This is a genomic window from Methylobacter sp., assembly GCF_004322395.1.
GTDB lineage: Bacteria > Pseudomonadota > Gammaproteobacteria > Methylococcales > Methylomonadaceae > Methylobacter_A.
This window is the reverse complement of the sequence record NZ_SCTW01000013.1, coordinates 11,537-26,168: the sequence shown is the minus strand read 5'-3', so window position 1 is coordinate 26,168 and position 14,632 is coordinate 11,537. Positions and strand designations below refer to the sequence as shown.

The following is a 14,632-nucleotide window of genomic DNA, read 5'->3' as shown; positions in this document are numbered from 1 at the left end:
CACCGCATCCCCCTCGTTCCCACGGGCCGTGCTCAGAAACATGCCGATATGGAGACCTTCCAGGTTTTTAAAACCTGGAAGGTCTAACCGGCAACGTTCTGAGCAGGCGAGACGTTGCAGCAAACACCTACCAAACTGTTTTGTTAATCTTTATCATGCTCATAGTTAATTTTTACTCTTTGCGATGTGCCCGTTTGCGTTTCAACATTAATAGTTTTGGTCAGTTTACGTTTTAACACTAACACGGCTTGATTATTAAACAAGCCTACTTGCGTGCCTATATAAAAATCCGGGGTAAGATATCGGCCTACGCTAGCCAATGTATCCTCCAGTCCTTCTCCTTGTTTAATTTCAAATTCGCTTACCCCCAATCTGTCGGCAATCCACGAGAGTTTGCCTGCACCGTAAGATAATGCGGCACCGGCGACTAAATCGCCTTCCGATTTACTGACCTGGTTTAACGGTCCGCCAGTGACCAAATAAGCCAGTGCCTCCGATTCCGGCAAAGCAGGCTCTGAAGAAATTTGTGTTTTGGGCGCATCAAGCGGGCCGGTCACACTGAGAATAGCGGTAGTCCGCCGGTCTTTTGAAACGCGCACGGCTTCTACATCCAGCCACGGCTTATCGACCGGGCCGTTAAACATGAAGCGCCCTTTACGCACGGTAAGATCTTGTCCATAGCTTTTATAAGAAGCCTTGTTCATATCGACGTTGCCATACATGGCCATTTTTTCTCCGGTTTTGATGAACTTTAATTTGCCTGACAAGTTGGTTTCCAGGCCTTTTCCTGAAAAACTGATCTGTTTGCCGAGTTCAATATCTATATCCGTATCGATATTGGCCGCTGCCGCTTTGCTTTCCTCAGCTTTTTTTTCGCCGAGAATAACCTCATCGCTGCTGACTTTTACCGCATTTTGCGGCAGTTGCGGAAGCTGCAACGTGGCTTTGGGGATCGTTAATTTGCCGGTCACTTTCCCTCGCTTCCCAGCAAATACAGCTTTTAATTCCGGCGAAACGGCTATTTGGGCTTCCGGCAATTTGGCGATTTCAAAATCGGTTCCGCTCAATCTTAACTCGGCAGTTCCTTGTAGGCTTGTAGCGCCATCGAGCTTAACAAGTCCTTGTCCCGATTTTGCGGAGCCGTTTAGCTGAATACGGTTGGCGGATGCAAGTGCCTGAAGTTTAATATCGCGAATCTCGAGTCTTAAATCAGTCACGTCCACAGATCCGCCGCTGAAATTAATCGCCCCGTTAGCAACGGGTTTGCCGGCACTGCCTTCTATCGCTAAATCCGCTTTAAGATTGCCTTTAAGGTTCGATAACTGGGGAACAAAAGCATTTAACGGGGCAAAGTTAACTACCGATGCGGTTATCCGGCCGGATAGGGCCTGGCTCTTGCCGGTATCCAGTTGTAGCTGGCCGCGCAAATAATCCTGGTTTGACAAGGCCAGATCAAAATCGCCTGATATTATTTCTTCTTGCAGCTTTCCCGATACTACCCATGAACCTAATGTAAACTCGGTTGCCCCTTGCTGAGTCTGTAATAGAATCTTTGCGTTTGCAGGCATGGTTATCCGGAAATTGCCGCTCAGCAAACCCTTTTGCTGTTTTATATCTGCATCGGCATTGAGCTTACCTTTTAACTGCGTTTGTGCGGGTAAGTAAACTTGCATCAAGCTTGTCGGTAAGGCAGTGGCATTAGCTTTAAACTGAAAGTCGCCGCTAGCCGGATAATTTCCTTGTACGCAAAGATTGGCAGTCTGCTGGATCAAGCAAGCTTTATCTAAAGATACATTTACGCCGGCAGGACTTTGCGTTACCAGGACAGTCACATTGTTCGCAAGTTGCCAACGGCCGGCATCGCGTGTATTCAAATCCAGCCTGGATAAATCGCCTTGCCATATATCGGCTTTGAGACTGCCTGTAAGCACGCTCGATAGATCGCCATAAGAAGAGTTGATATCGGCTTTAAAGCGATGCTGCTCAAGCGTACCCAAACCGTCAAGCAGCAGTTTTGTAATGTGAAGGGCGCCGGCTTTGATGTCGTTGACGGACAATTGTATTTTTGAGTTAAGTTTTGCGTCGCCGTGATAGTCGATATTGATGGCTAACTGCTCGGCGCTATATCCGGCAAAGTGCAAACTTTTCCCGTTAGCCTGGAATTTTACCTCCGGTTTTTTCCATGAGCCTTGCAAATTCCCGTCTCCTTTCAAGCTGCCGCCCAGATTCGGCCATAACGATTCCAATGCGGGGGCGTTGATAGCAACGATAAGAGCGGCTTGCTCCTGTCCCAGCGTACCGTTAGCGGTTATTTTATTGGTTCCCGAAACAATCTGTAGCTTATCGATTTTCAGTTGCTCGCCAGCCAAAGCCAACTTGCCGTTTGCGCTAACCGGATAACCACGCAGCTTGCCTGACAGCCGGTCAATATCGGCGTCCAGTTCTAATGCTTTTCCAGCCAGCTTGCCTTTAATGCGGCTGTTAAAAGTCAGGCTGCCGGAAAGCTCGGGTAACAGGATAGCGGGATTAAAGTTTTGCCCTGTAGCGGCGAGGTCGAAAACCGTAACATCTTTCCATGAGACATCGCCGACCAGTTGGAATGCGCCTGCCGCCGATTTGAGTTCCAGTAGCTCAATAGACAAGGCTTCCATGCTGCCTTGGCCTTTAAACGCTAAGTGGGCCTCCGGCAAATACGGCTGGATTAACTGCGTGTTTAGCGTGAGCTGATAATCGCTGAGCAAACCGCTCAGCTCAAGCGATCCTTGCTCGCTGGTTATCTGCGGCTCGGCGCCGGTAATCGGCCAATTAAGTTTTTGCCACTCGCCGCGCGCGGTTATACGTGGCGTATCCTGTAAATTTTCCAGATGGCCTTTTAAGGTTGATTTGAAAGGCGACGACAACTGATTATCGAAAGACAGTTGATAAATGTCGCCGTCGACCGTCGTTGTCGCTTGCCATAAGCCATAGTCCGCTGTTGCAACCTGCCAATCGGCCGTCGCAGTTAACGGAAAGCCCTTGCCCAAGCCCATTTGCCCTTTTGCTGTTGCGGCAACAGGTTTGGCATTAATCTCTAACGAGACGAGGTTAAGCCGGTCATGCTCGGTAAATGCTGACAAATGCAGTTTCTCCAATTGTTGTATTTGATCGCCTTGTTGAAACTTGAGATCGGTCAACAGCAAGTTTTCAATCACGATCTGCACCGGCAGCCGTAATTCCGCATTAAAATCGAAAGTGCTTTTTTCCTTGGGAGGTGTTTCGGCTAGGCTAATGCTTAAGCCATTGAGCGTTATATCAATAATTTTTAAAGTACCCGAGAACAGTTGGGAGGGGTGCCATGCGAACACCACGTTTTTAACGGCAACCGTTTCCGTGTCGCTTTGATAATGTAAATCGGAAAGCTCAATACGTTCAAGCAACCGGCCTTTAATGGCTTTGACCGAAGTCTGCGCCGGTAGATTTGAAAAAACCGTTTGCAACAGCCAGCGGCTGCCGGTTGTGCTGTTCATCAGCCCGAGCAAGCCGATAGGGATCATCAACAGCAGAATCAAAATAATCAGAAGAATGCGCTTCATCATTTTAAAAACGGCAATGAGTCCACGAAAAGCACGAAAGTCAGGAATATGCAATGGTTCGGCCATTTACCCGACTTAAGTACATCTGCTGTAGGGCGTGCCGTGCACGCCTTAGGGTTTATGGCGCGCACGGCACGCCCTACGTATCCAAAACAAAACTTATCAGATCGGCATTTCTTTAAATATTTTCGTGCTTTTCGTGGACAAACTGTCTTTTCCAACATCATATCCTTGCGCCTGCCGCAAAATGGATTTGAAATGAAGAATTCGATTCGTTCAAAGGTAATGCAAAATCCAGCCTGACCGGCCCTATCGGCGAGTACCACCTGACGCCTAAACCCACACCGGTTTTGATTTTGATACTTTCCGGATTAAAAGCGTTCCCGCTGTCGACAAATGCAGCGGCTCCCCAGTTACCGTATACGAGCTGCTCGTATTCCGCGCTGAACACGCTTAAGAACTTGCCGCCGACAACGTTACCCAGATTATCTTTGGGCCCCAGTTCCTTATATTCATAACCGCGTACGCTGTTCATGCCCCCGGCATAAAACCGGTACGATGTCGGCAGCTTGTCGAATTGATCGGCCAGCGTTGCGCCCTGTATTGTTCGAGCGATAAATTTGCCGTTCCACGGTAATGGATGCACCCATACGGCGGCTACGGAGCCTTGCGCAAAACTGACATCGGAAATTGGGTTTTTATAGCTTCCGGCCAGATTAAGTTCCAGGCGGTGGCCTCGGGTAGGGCGGAGTGTGTTATCGGAAACGGAACGCAGCCAGCTGCCGCCGGGGACTAATAAAAGTACGCGATTCGATGTGGAACCGATGGTGAAATCTTCGTAGATAGAGTCGATAAAAAGCGTTTGCTTCCAGCCGTTATCGTAGTCATGTTTTAACCGCGCAGAAACTTTTGTTGATAGGGACTTATAGTTGGTGGTGTCTTCCCGCTTGAATCCGCCGCCGAAACTGAAAAAATCGCTGATCGGATTAGCCAACGGCACGTTGTATTCAATATCAGCCGTCGATAGCACCTGAGCGAGATTAAGATTGGCATTAAGAAAATGGCCGCGACGATTCAAACGATAGTTATCGTAAGCGCCACCCAATAGAGGGCCTATGTCGGTATCGAAACCTACACCGAACTCGTAATGGTGCCTTTTTTTAGGATGCAGACTAAGAGTGACCGGGACTTGTTGCTGGACGTTTTCAGTGTCGGGGCGTATCTCTACTCTGTCGAAATAGCCGCTTTTTGACAGTGCATTGTGAGTCTTGGCCAACTGCTCGGTCGAATAAAAGTCACCGCTTTTTATTGAAATGAATTTGCGGACAAACTCAGGATTCAAAATATTTTGCTCAACGGTAACATCGCCGAACACCATACGCTTACCGGCATCGAATATCAGATGAATGTGCGCCGTGTTGTTTGCTTTATTGATTAACAGTTTTTTTTCTGAAAAGACGCCTTTTAAATAGCCTCTATCCATTGCCAGCGATTCAATCCGGCCTTTCATTTTTTCGTATCGGTCGTGACGCAGAGGTTTGCCGCTTTCGGTTAGCAGTTCATTGCGTAATTTTTGAAATTCGGAATCGTCCTGGGCGTCGCCGGTCAATGCGATATCGACGTCATCAATAATGACCGGCGGGCCGGCGTTAATAGTAAAGTCCGCTTGCCAGCATTTAGCATTGAAAGCGAGTGATTTGTTGACAGTGGGGTGGTAATAACCCAAAGCCCGCAAAGCTTGATTTATCTCTTCATCGGCTTTGCTAAACAAGCCGCGTATTTTCCATTCCGGTGCGTCGCATTTTTCTTCCGAAAGCGACAGCATCAGCTGGACGTTTTTTTTAGCCTCGTCGTTAAGCCCGGTAATGGAGACGCTTGCAATGACATCAGAGACTGTTAAAGACAGCAACAGAATTAACGATACTATTCTAATAATAGAAGTTAGTCGCATTACTTAATGCTCGCATTTAACAATGAGATGTTGTTAGTGGAACATTATTTTGAACGCTAGATAGGTATAAATAAATCCGTGTAACCGCTTATTTTGTCTCGTTCCCACGTAGCGCACTTATTGTTATATACAACTCTGCCCAAAAGTCGCCATCCCGGAAATAGTTATCCAGTGCTATGCCTGTCCTTGGCGTAGCCGAAGGGACCGGTAACTTTCGAATCAAGCCGGACGGGACATATTGCTCCGTTTGAAACATCCCGCCTGTTCAGAACGTTGCCAGTTAGACCTTCCAGGTTTTTAAAACCTGGAAGGTCTGCCTATCGGGCTGTTTCTCGCTTAACGCTAGGTAAGGGACTGTCGGAATGACGACACCCCGCAGATACGTGTTGTGTATAAGGATGAGTACAACGCGTGGCTTTACCAACTTCTGGTTATATACGTAGTTATTTTTGCGTTAGTCTTTAATCAGAAAATATACATTGAAAATTCCAACCACTATCCCGGCAAATAATAGACCGAGCGTCCAGTGCGTCGAGTAACCTTCTACCATATCATCCAACCAGTGGCCTAAATAAACGCCGCCGATAATCGGTAAAATCATGACCAGCCCCAGCGTGCCGATGGATGGCAGATTCGAACGATCGCCATGCTCCGCTTTTTTGATGCGTTTGACCTGGTTTTCAATTTTCTTTTTGAGCTGTTGTTCATTGTTCATAACTGCCAACCGGATTTACGTTTAAGTGTCAGCATGCGTTTTAGCATGGCCTGTTCCATCTTGTGCAGACTCTCCCTAGTTGCATGCAGATTTTCTTCCTCGGCTATCAATTGCTGTTCCAATAATGTACTGATCCGTTCAAGGTCGGTGTCGATTAAAAAATGCCGGGTGCTGATAGTCAATTCATTATTGACGAAATAAACAACCGCGCCCGGCAGAGCCAGATATTGCCAGTCTTCTGTCGCCTGGCGAAAACGCGCCAGACCGAAAACCAGGGTGGTCATAAACCGGGCATGATTGGCTCGAATTCCGAAGGAGCCCGAAGCATCTTCGCCGACAAAGGAAGTGACACCGGTGAAACGTTGTTCATGGCTGGCATCGAACAGGTTTAGTACGAATGTGTTCATCTTAGAAAACCTATTGGTCCGCGAAAAGCACAAAAATATTCGAAGAGCGGAACAGCCGTAGGGCGCGCCGTGCGCGCCTTCTCCCAGGCATGAAATTGTTGGTTAAGTCCTTTGGCGCGCGCGGCACGCCCTACGGCCTGCTCAATACAATGCACTGATGTATTTCGCGGACAAATCGCTATTTTTAAACTCATAGACTCTCCTGCATCGAGCCACGCATATAGCATTGCTCCTCGGATAGCTCATCATAATGCCCGGCCAAAAAAGCTTCGCAATCGGTCAAGGTTTGCTCCAGCGGCACTGAAACGCCGGTTTGTTTGGTATGTTCGGCTAAAACCGCAAACGGCTGAGTCAAATAGCGTTGCAATTTGCGGGCGCGCATAACAATTTTCCGGTCAACCTCGCCCAGCTCTTCCATGCCCAGCATTGCGATAATATCTTCCAGTTCGTGATAACGCGCCAGATGTTCGCGCACACCTTTGGCAACCGTATAATGGCGCTCGCCCAAAGTATGTTTGTCCATCAGTTTGCTGCTGGAGCGCAGCGGATCGACCGCAGGATAAATGCCTTTGCTGGCTTGGTCTCTGGACAGAATAACCGTGGTGTCCAGATGGCTGAGAATGGCGCTGACCGCCGGGTCGGTCATATCGTCGGCCGGAACATAGACCGCCTGCACCGAAGTGATGGCGCCTTGTCGCGTCGAAAGAATGCGGTCCTGCAATTCGGCGACTTCCGTGGTTAAGGTCGGCTGGTAACCCACGGTAGCGGGCATGCGGCCCAGCAGGCTGGAGATTTCACTGCCGGCCTGGACAAAACGAAACACATTGTCGACCACAAACAGCACTTCTTTATGCAGAGTATCGCGAAGGTATTCGGCATAAGTCAGCGCCGACAGCGCGACGCGAAAACGCACGCCGGGCGATTCATCCATTTGCCCGAACACCATCAGCGTGTCGTCCATGACCCCCGCCTGTTGCATTTCCCTCCATAATTCGTGGGCTTCACGGATACGCTCGCCGACGCCGCCAAAGACCGAAACGCCTTTGTGGATAGCGGAAACGGCATGGATAAATTCCATGACCAGCACGGTTTTTCCGACTCCCGCGCCACCGAATAACCCGGTTTTGCCGCCTTTAACAAAAGGGCAGAGTAAGTCGATGACTTTAATGCCGGTTTCCAAAATCCCGCTGATACCGATGGCTTCGGATAACGGCAGCGGTTTAGCGTGAATATTGCGGAATTCGGTTTTAGGCAAAGAAGGCTGTCCATCCAGTGGCTCGCCGAATATGTTCAATAACCGCCCCAAACATTGCTCCGATACAGGCACATGCAATGGCGCGCCGGTATCGTATACGCTCATGCCCCGGCTTAATCCGGCCGTGCCGTGCAGAGTTATCGCCCGGACGTGCCGCTCATCGAGATGCTGGTGAACCTCGAAAAGATAGACGGCATGATCAAAACGAGTACACAAAGCCTGACGCAAAGGCGGTAACTCGGTGCAGTCGATAATCACCACTGGACCATGCACTTCAACGATAGTTCCGATGACTTGGAGATGTTCTTGTGGATCCTGCAAACTGTCCAATAGCGCCTACTCCAGAGGTGACGAAAAGAGTCTTGGTGGGAATTTACTTAAAATATGCGTGCATGGCAAATAGCGTAGATCGGAATACGCATAGCACGAGGTACCGGTATCTACAGAGCTACGTTTTGCGTTAAATAACAAGTATACTCTGGAACAGTCAGCCTGTTTGGCTTTAGCAATTCACTGTAGGGTACGCCGTGCGTATTTTTATAAATATCAAATAAATGCAAAAGGATACGCATGCGTATCCTACTAAAAGAAAAATCATGAATACCTCAGAACAGCAATTTTTGAAGGAGCTTGAAGACAAGCTCTGGAAAGCGGCCGATAAACTGCGCAGCAGCCTGGATGCAGCCAACTATAAACATATCGTGCTTGGTCTTATCTTCCTGAAATACGTCTCCGACGCTTTTGAAGAACGCCAAAACGAGTTGAAAGTGCTGTTCCAAAAAGACAGCGATAACAACATCTACTTCATGCCGCGCGAGGATTACGATTCCGACGAAGACTACCAACTAGCCATCGCCGACGAGCTTGAACTATTGGAGTACTACCAGGAAAAGAACATTTTCTGGGTGCCCAAAACGGCCCGCTGGAGCACATTAAAAAGCACGGCAGCTTTGCCGATAGGGTCGGTTATTTGGCAAAACGAGCAAAATGAGGACGTAAAGTTGCGTTCGATCTCATGGCTGGTCGATAACGCGCTGGATGAAATCGAAAAAGCCAACAGCAAACTCAAAGGCATCCTGAACCGCATCAGCCAATACCAACTGGACAACGACAAACTGATTGGACTGATTAACAGCTTTTCCGATACCAGCTTCCGTAACCCGGAATACCACGGCCAACAATTGGAATTGCACAGCAAGGATATTCTCGGCCATGTTTATGAATATTTCCTGGGTCAGTTCGCATTGGCCGAAGGCAAACAGGGCGGTCAGTATTACACCCCCAAAAGCATCGTCACCTTGATCGTCGAAATGCTCGAACCGTACAAAGGCCGAGTGTACGATCCGGCCATGGGTTCCGGCGGCTTCTTTGTCTCCAGCGAAAAGTTCATTGAAGAACACGCTCAAGAAAAGCACTACAACCCGGCCGAGCAGAAAAAGCATATCTCGGTGTACGGCCAGGAAAGCAACCCGACCACCTGGAAGCTGGCGGCGATGAACATGGCGATTCGCGGCATCGATTTTAACTTCGGCAAAAAGAACGCCGACACCTTCCTGGACGACCAGCACCCCGATCTTCGCGCCGACTTTGTGATGGCTAATCCTCCGTTCAACATCAAAGACTGGTGGCACGCCAAATTGGAAGGTGATGTGCGCTGGAAATACGGCACGCCGCCGCAAGGCAACGCCAACTTCGGCTGGATGCAACACATGCTGCATCACCTCACGCCTACCGGCAGCATGGCATTATTGCTGGCGAACGGTTCGATGAGCTCCAACACCAACAACGAAGGCGAAATCCGCAAAGCCCTGATCGAAGCCGACTTAATCGAATGTATGGTCGCATTGCCTGGGCAACTGTTCACCAACACCCAAATCCCGGCTTGTATCTGGTTCCTGACCAAGGATAAATCCGGAGGCAACGGAAAAACAGATCGTCGAGGTAAAACTTTATTTATCGACGCCCGCAACCTGGGCTATATGAAAGATCGCGTGCTGCGCGACTTTACCAAATCCGACATCGCTAACATTGCCGAGACTTTTCATGCCTGGCAGCGCGGTGAAAATTACCAAGATCAAGCCGGGTTCTGCTTTTCGGCCGAACAGAAAGACATCCAAAAGCACGACTCTGTGCTGACCCCAGGCCGTTATGTCGGAGCCGCCGAACAAGAAGACGACGGTGAACCGTTTGCCGAAAAAATGGCGCGCTTAACCGCACAGCTCAAAACGCAGTTTGCCGAAAGCAGCCGTCTGGAAGCGGAGATTAAAAAGAATCTGGCAGGATTAGGGTATGAGCTTTAAGCACCCGTTGCTGGCTGAAATTTTACAAGGCGAAAGCAAAACTCTGGAATTCAAAACAACTTTGCCCAAAGGCGATCAGCTGGCTAAAACGCTGATTGCTTTTGCCAATACCGCAGGCGGTAGGCTGGTCATCGGCGTCGATGACAATCGCCAACTGGTCGGCTTACAGAATGCGGACATCTTTGAGTTGCAAGACAAAATAGCTTCAATCGTCCATGAACTCTGTAGCCCTAATCTGTTGCCCGAAATTTACATTGAAAATGTGACAGGGATAGAACTGTTGGTCGTCGAAGTGTCGCGCGGTGGGTTGCTGCCTTATTACCTAAAACCTAAAGGACGCGAGCAAGGCACCTTTATCCGTTTAGGCGCAACCAATAGACAGGCTTCTTTGGAATACATCCAGGAACTGGAACGACAACGGCTTAACATCAGCTTCGATGAGCAGATCAATTACAACCAGCCATTGGCAGCCTTGGATCTCGCGCCACTAAAAGCACGATTTAGCCAGGCCGGTAAAGTCTTAGACGAAGACAAATTACTGAATTTGCGCCTGATCCAGCGCGAACAAGGCCAAGATTTCCCCACTCATGGTTTGTTGATTTTACTGGGCCAGTACGAACATGTAGAAACCAAGTGCAGCCGTTTTAAGGGCAACACTATGGTCGTGTTCCTCGATAAAAAAGAGTACCGAGGCGACCTTTTTTATCAGCTTGAGCAAACCGAAGTTTTTATTAAAAACCACCTGCACCTTAAAGCCGAAATTCTTGGCCTGCAACGCACCGAAACCTACGAAATACCGGTACCCGCGATTCGCGAAGCACTGGTCAATGCCGTACTGCATCGGGATTACACCAATTTCGGCCGCGATATTAAAGTGGGGATTTATGACGACATGCTGAATATCGTCTCTCCCGGCGGCCTACCCAATAGCCTGACTCAGGCAGACCTGCAACAAGGCCGATCTAAAATCCGCAACCGTGTCTTGGCCAGAGTATTCAAAGAGCTGGGCTATATTGAACAATGGGGCAGCGGCATTGGCCGGATTAAAGCGATGTGCCGGGAAGCGGGCAATCCGGAGCCGAAGATTCAGGAACGCGGCGACTTTGTCGATTGGGAGTTTTATCGCTCTACAATCAGCAATACCGAACCCGTAGCAGGTTCGGAAGACATGTCGGAGAAAATGTCGGAGAGAATGTCGGAGAGAATGTCGGAGAGAATGTCGGAGAGAATGTCGGAGAGAATGTCGGAGAGAATGTCGGAGAGAATGTCGGAGAGAATGTCGGAGAAAATAGTGCGATTTATCCAGGCCAACCCCAATATCACCATTGATGAACTGTCAAAGCTCGCAGAGGTGAGTACGCGCACCATTGAACGGAATTTAAAAAGCTTGCAAGTCGATGGACGAATCAAGCGTATCGGCCCGGCAAAGGGCGGCTATTGGGAGGTCACGGCATGAGCATCGATGTAGTCTGCCGAATGTTAAGCAGTAAAGGTCAGTTCATCTCGTTCCCACGCGCTGCGTGGGAATGCAGTCAAGGCGCGCTGCGCCGCGAGTCATGCCCAACATTTTGCGTATACGGGACGCAGCGCGTCCGGCACGGCATTCCCACGCAGCGCGTGGGAACGAGGAGAGACGGGAAGCTGGAGCTTCCTGCACTGAATTCCCAAGCTGGAGCTTGGGAACTAGCGCAAAATTTGGTAGGGTTGGGTTATGGATGCTGATTGGCCTGTGGTGCGACTTGGTGATTTCTGTACAAAAGTCGGTAGTGGTTCAACACCTAATGGAGGAGCTAACGTCTACCTCGAAAAAGGCGAGATTTGCCTTATTCGTAGTCAGAATGTTCATAATGATGGATTTAAACCGAATGGTTTAGTCTATATAACACAAGAGTCTGCCGATAAATTAAAAAATGTCGTAGTTGAAGAAAATGACATTTTGCTCAATATAACCGGCGATTCTGTAGCTCGTGTTTGTTTAGCCAAAAATGAATACTTACCCGCAAGAGTTAATCAGCACGTTGCAATAATACGTCCTAATCCAGAAAAGTTTGACTCAAGATACCTGCGTTATTTATTGGTTTCGCCTACGATGCAAAACTTGTTGCTGTCCATTGCAAGTATCGGCGCAACGCGTAATGCATTAACTAAAGGAATGATCGAATCTTTAGAGGTTTGTAAGCCGCCTATTTCAGTGCAAAAGTCTATCGCTGATAATTTAGAAATTCTTGATCTCAAAATTGACGTCAACACCCAAACCAACCAAACCTTAGAAGCCATTGCCCAAGCGATCTTTAAAAGCTGGTTTGTCGATTTTGAGCCGGTCAAAGCTAAAATGGCGGTGTTAGAAGTAGGCGGAACCGCTGAGGAAGCCGAACGCGCTGCCATGTGTGCGATTTCCGGTAAAGACGAAGCAACGTTAACTCAACTGCAAACCGAACAACCCGACGCCTACGCTGAGCTTGCCCAAACCACCGCCTTATTCCCTTTAGCCATGCAGGATTCGGAGTTGGGCGAGATACCGGTGGGGTGGGGTGTTGAGCTGCTAAAAACTTTTGGTCAAATTGTTTGTGGTAAAACACCATCTAAAACGCAATCAGAGATGTTTGGACAAGATATACCTTTTATAAAAATACCTGACATGCATAGCTCAATGTTTGTCGTATCACCAACTGAGCATTTGAGTGAAATCGGTGCAGCTTCACAAATTAAAAAAATGCTTCCTCGCGGTAGTATTTGTGTTAGTTGTATAGCCACGGTTGGTAAGGTAGTTATTACAACTAAAGAAAGCCAGACGAATCAGCAAATTAACAGCATAATTCCCAAATTTCGATTTTATACATCCTATCTGTATTTTTACATGCTTACGCTAGAAAAAATGTTTCATGACCTGGCTAGTGGTGGAAGTGCAACGTTAAATATGAATACCAGTACTTTCTCAGGAGCAGAAATTGTTAAGCCTAGTGTGGAGTTGCTGAAAGAGTTTGATAAAAGGGTTCAGCCAATATTTCGAGAAATCGAAAATAGGTTGAATCAAAATATTGGTCTCAGTGAACTCCGCGATACTCTCCTCCCTAAACTCCTTTCCGGTGAAATGGACCTAAGCCAAGTGGTTGAGGTTGTAGATGAGATGACAGTATGATTGATATTTCTTATTGGCAAAAAATACCGCTTTGGAATAGCACATCGCCAGAAAGTAGTTTCGACATTACTGCCGATGAGTTTAGTGGCCGTATCCCTGTTACCCGGATAGAGCATTGGCGCGATTATGCGGATTTGTTAGAAAGCCCATTTTTTAATCAAGTAGATACCCAATTGATATTTCGCGGTCATCGCCGCTACGACTGGAGTATGACACCAACTCTAGGGCGTTTAACGTCTTCCGGTATTGTTACAGAAAAGCTCGCTAGTGAACAATTAGCAATGTTTCGCAAGGCCATCCGGGGACGTATTAAAGACCATTCGTTGTTGGATGATGAAAACGAAAAGGAAGATGACGAGCTCTGGTCAATTGGGCAGCACCATGGATTGATGACACCGCTTCTGGATTGGACTTACTCACCTTATGTGGCCTTGTTTTTTGCCTTCTGTAAAGAGGATCAGGAAGATGAAAAAGACAATCCTTACCGTGCCTTATATATACTGAATAAGAGTTTTGTCGCTGATAACAAGTTGTGTCCAGACATCCGCGTTTTTGAGCCGAAAAAAGATGACCATGGTCGATTGGTCAGCCAAGCGGGTTTGTTTACCTTTTCGCCTTTTGACGCGACTATTGAGAATAAGTTGGCAGAAGTGTTGGGCGATGAAGCGTTTCCTGATGATGAGCTAGAAAATGCGACTGAAGGTGAAGAGGCCGCTATTTTCGCCAAATATATCTGTAAAATTTATATCAAAAATGAACAGCAGCAAGAGTGCTTAAAGCACTTACGTCGCATGAACGTGCACCATGCCAGTTTATTTCCTGATCTCATTGGTGCTGCCGATTATTGTAATATCTTTATGACGGAAATTGAGCGGTATAGAAATACGCAAAGACAGATGCAGCATGTAGAAGACCAACCAAAAGACAACGAGATTATTGAAACCTCTGTTCCAATGCTTGACTCTTTGTCGGTTCAATCTGTTACTGACTTATTGAAACAACCATCCGAAAGCCAAGGTGTCGAACCTGGCCGTATAGCATTAATCGCCGAAGAACTGTCGAAAGTATTGGTCAGGGGCAAATTGGTAGATTGGCAAGAACGTGAATCATTGCAAGCAGAGATCAAGGCGAAAACTCGAGTTTTACTTAGAAAGTTGGGGTATCCGGAATCAGCCCGGGATTTCATTATCAACAATATTCTGAGAGTGGAAACTAACAAAACGGAAGGTATAGAGTGATGAACAAAAAACAATTGGAAAAGCTCTGTCCTGATTGGTTCATGGATAATAGCAG

At 47.9% G+C, this 14,632-nt stretch carries 10 protein-coding genes; 4 read left to right on the top strand and 6 right to left on the bottom strand.

Going from position 1 to position 14,632, the window contains the following annotated elements:
- Window positions 1-143: 143 nt before the first annotated feature.
- The 6 genes from EPO18_RS02325 to atpD all read right to left on the bottom strand — a co-directional run bounded on the left by EPO18_RS02325 (window position 144) and on the right by atpD (window position 8,230).
- A complete protein-coding gene (locus EPO18_RS02325) occupies window positions 144-3,638 on the bottom strand; it encodes a translocation/assembly module TamB domain-containing protein (protein WP_292429966.1) in 3,495 nt (1,164 codons plus the stop codon).
- A 157-nt stretch (window positions 3,639-3,795) separates the two neighbouring features.
- Entirely contained in the window at window positions 3,796-5,523 is a 1,728-nt protein-coding gene (locus EPO18_RS02320) for an autotransporter assembly complex protein TamA (protein WP_292429964.1), read from the bottom strand.
- A 454-nt stretch (window positions 5,524-5,977) separates the two neighbouring features.
- Window positions 5,978-6,238 carry an AtpZ/AtpI family protein gene (locus tag EPO18_RS02315; protein WP_292429961.1) on the bottom strand — a complete coding sequence of 87 codons (261 nt, stop codon included), beginning with the start codon at window positions 6,236-6,238 and terminating at the stop codon, window positions 5,978-5,980.
- Window positions 6,235-6,645: a F0F1 ATP synthase subunit delta/epsilon gene (locus tag EPO18_RS02310; RefSeq protein WP_292429959.1), complete on the bottom strand. Its 411-nt coding sequence runs from the start codon at window positions 6,643-6,645 to the stop codon at window positions 6,235-6,237. The genes EPO18_RS02315 and EPO18_RS02310 overlap by 4 nt, the downstream gene beginning before the upstream one ends.
- A complete protein-coding gene (locus EPO18_RS02305; protein WP_292429956.1) occupies window positions 6,642-6,839 on the bottom strand; it encodes a hypothetical protein in 198 nt (65 codons plus the stop codon). The genes EPO18_RS02310 and EPO18_RS02305 overlap by 4 nt, the downstream gene beginning before the upstream one ends.
- Window positions 6,836-8,230: a F0F1 ATP synthase subunit beta gene (atpD, locus tag EPO18_RS02300; protein ID WP_292429954.1), complete on the bottom strand. Its 1,395-nt coding sequence runs from the start codon at window positions 8,228-8,230 to the stop codon at window positions 6,836-6,838. Before atpD ends, EPO18_RS02305 begins: the two co-directional genes overlap by 4 nt.
- A gap of 266 nt (window positions 8,231-8,496) precedes the next feature.
- On the opposite strand from atpD, the gene EPO18_RS02295 reads away from it, so the two are divergent.
- The 4 genes from EPO18_RS02295 (at window position 8,497) to EPO18_RS02280 (ending at window position 14,577) form a co-directional block, all read left to right on the top strand.
- The gene (locus tag EPO18_RS02295) at window positions 8,497-10,200 is read left to right on the top strand and encodes a class I SAM-dependent DNA methyltransferase (RefSeq protein WP_292429951.1); all 1,704 of its coding nucleotides are present in this window, start codon (window positions 8,497-8,499) and stop codon (window positions 10,198-10,200) included.
- Window positions 10,190-11,656, top strand: coding sequence for an ATP-binding protein (locus EPO18_RS02290; protein ID WP_292429949.1), 1,467 nt, complete (start codon window positions 10,190-10,192; stop codon window positions 11,654-11,656). The genes EPO18_RS02295 and EPO18_RS02290 overlap by 11 nt, the downstream gene beginning before the upstream one ends.
- 255 nt (window positions 11,657-11,911) lie before the next feature.
- Window positions 11,912-13,339 (top strand): restriction endonuclease subunit S, encoded by a 1,428-nt coding sequence (locus EPO18_RS02285; RefSeq protein WP_292429946.1) that lies wholly within the window; start codon window positions 11,912-11,914, stop codon window positions 13,337-13,339.
- The gene (locus tag EPO18_RS02280; protein WP_292429943.1) at window positions 13,336-14,577 is read left to right on the top strand and encodes an FRG domain-containing protein; all 1,242 of its coding nucleotides are present in this window, start codon (window positions 13,336-13,338) and stop codon (window positions 14,575-14,577) included. Before EPO18_RS02285 ends, EPO18_RS02280 begins: the two co-directional genes overlap by 4 nt.
- Window positions 14,578-14,632 lie beyond the last annotated feature (55 nt).

What these genes read in the sequence shown, in the direction of transcription:
- EPO18_RS02325 (WP_292429966.1), bottom strand. Translation starts at nt 3,638, where the DNA reads ATGGCCGAACCATTGCATATTCCTGACTTTCGTGCTTTTCGTGGACTC.
- EPO18_RS02320 (WP_292429964.1), bottom strand. Translation starts at nt 5,523, where the DNA reads ATGCGACTAACTTCTATTATTAGAATAGTATCGTTAATTCTGTTGCTG.
- EPO18_RS02315 (WP_292429961.1), bottom strand. Translation starts at nt 6,238, where the DNA reads ATGAACAATGAACAACAGCTCAAAAAGAAAATTGAAAACCAGGTCAAA.
- EPO18_RS02310 (WP_292429959.1), bottom strand. Translation starts at nt 6,645, where the DNA reads ATGAACACATTCGTACTAAACCTGTTCGATGCCAGCCATGAACAACGT.
- EPO18_RS02305 (WP_292429956.1), bottom strand. Translation starts at nt 6,839, where the DNA reads ATGAGTTTAAAAATAGCGATTTGTCCGCGAAATACATCAGTGCATTGT.
- EPO18_RS02295 (WP_292429951.1), top strand. Translation starts at nt 8,497, where the DNA reads ATGAATACCTCAGAACAGCAATTTTTGAAGGAGCTTGAAGACAAGCTC.
- EPO18_RS02290 (WP_292429949.1), top strand. Translation starts at nt 10,190, where the DNA reads ATGAGCTTTAAGCACCCGTTGCTGGCTGAAATTTTACAAGGCGAAAGC.
- EPO18_RS02285 (WP_292429946.1), top strand. Translation starts at nt 11,912, where the DNA reads ATGGATGCTGATTGGCCTGTGGTGCGACTTGGTGATTTCTGTACAAAA.
- EPO18_RS02280 (WP_292429943.1), top strand. Translation starts at nt 13,336, where the DNA reads ATGATTGATATTTCTTATTGGCAAAAAATACCGCTTTGGAATAGCACA.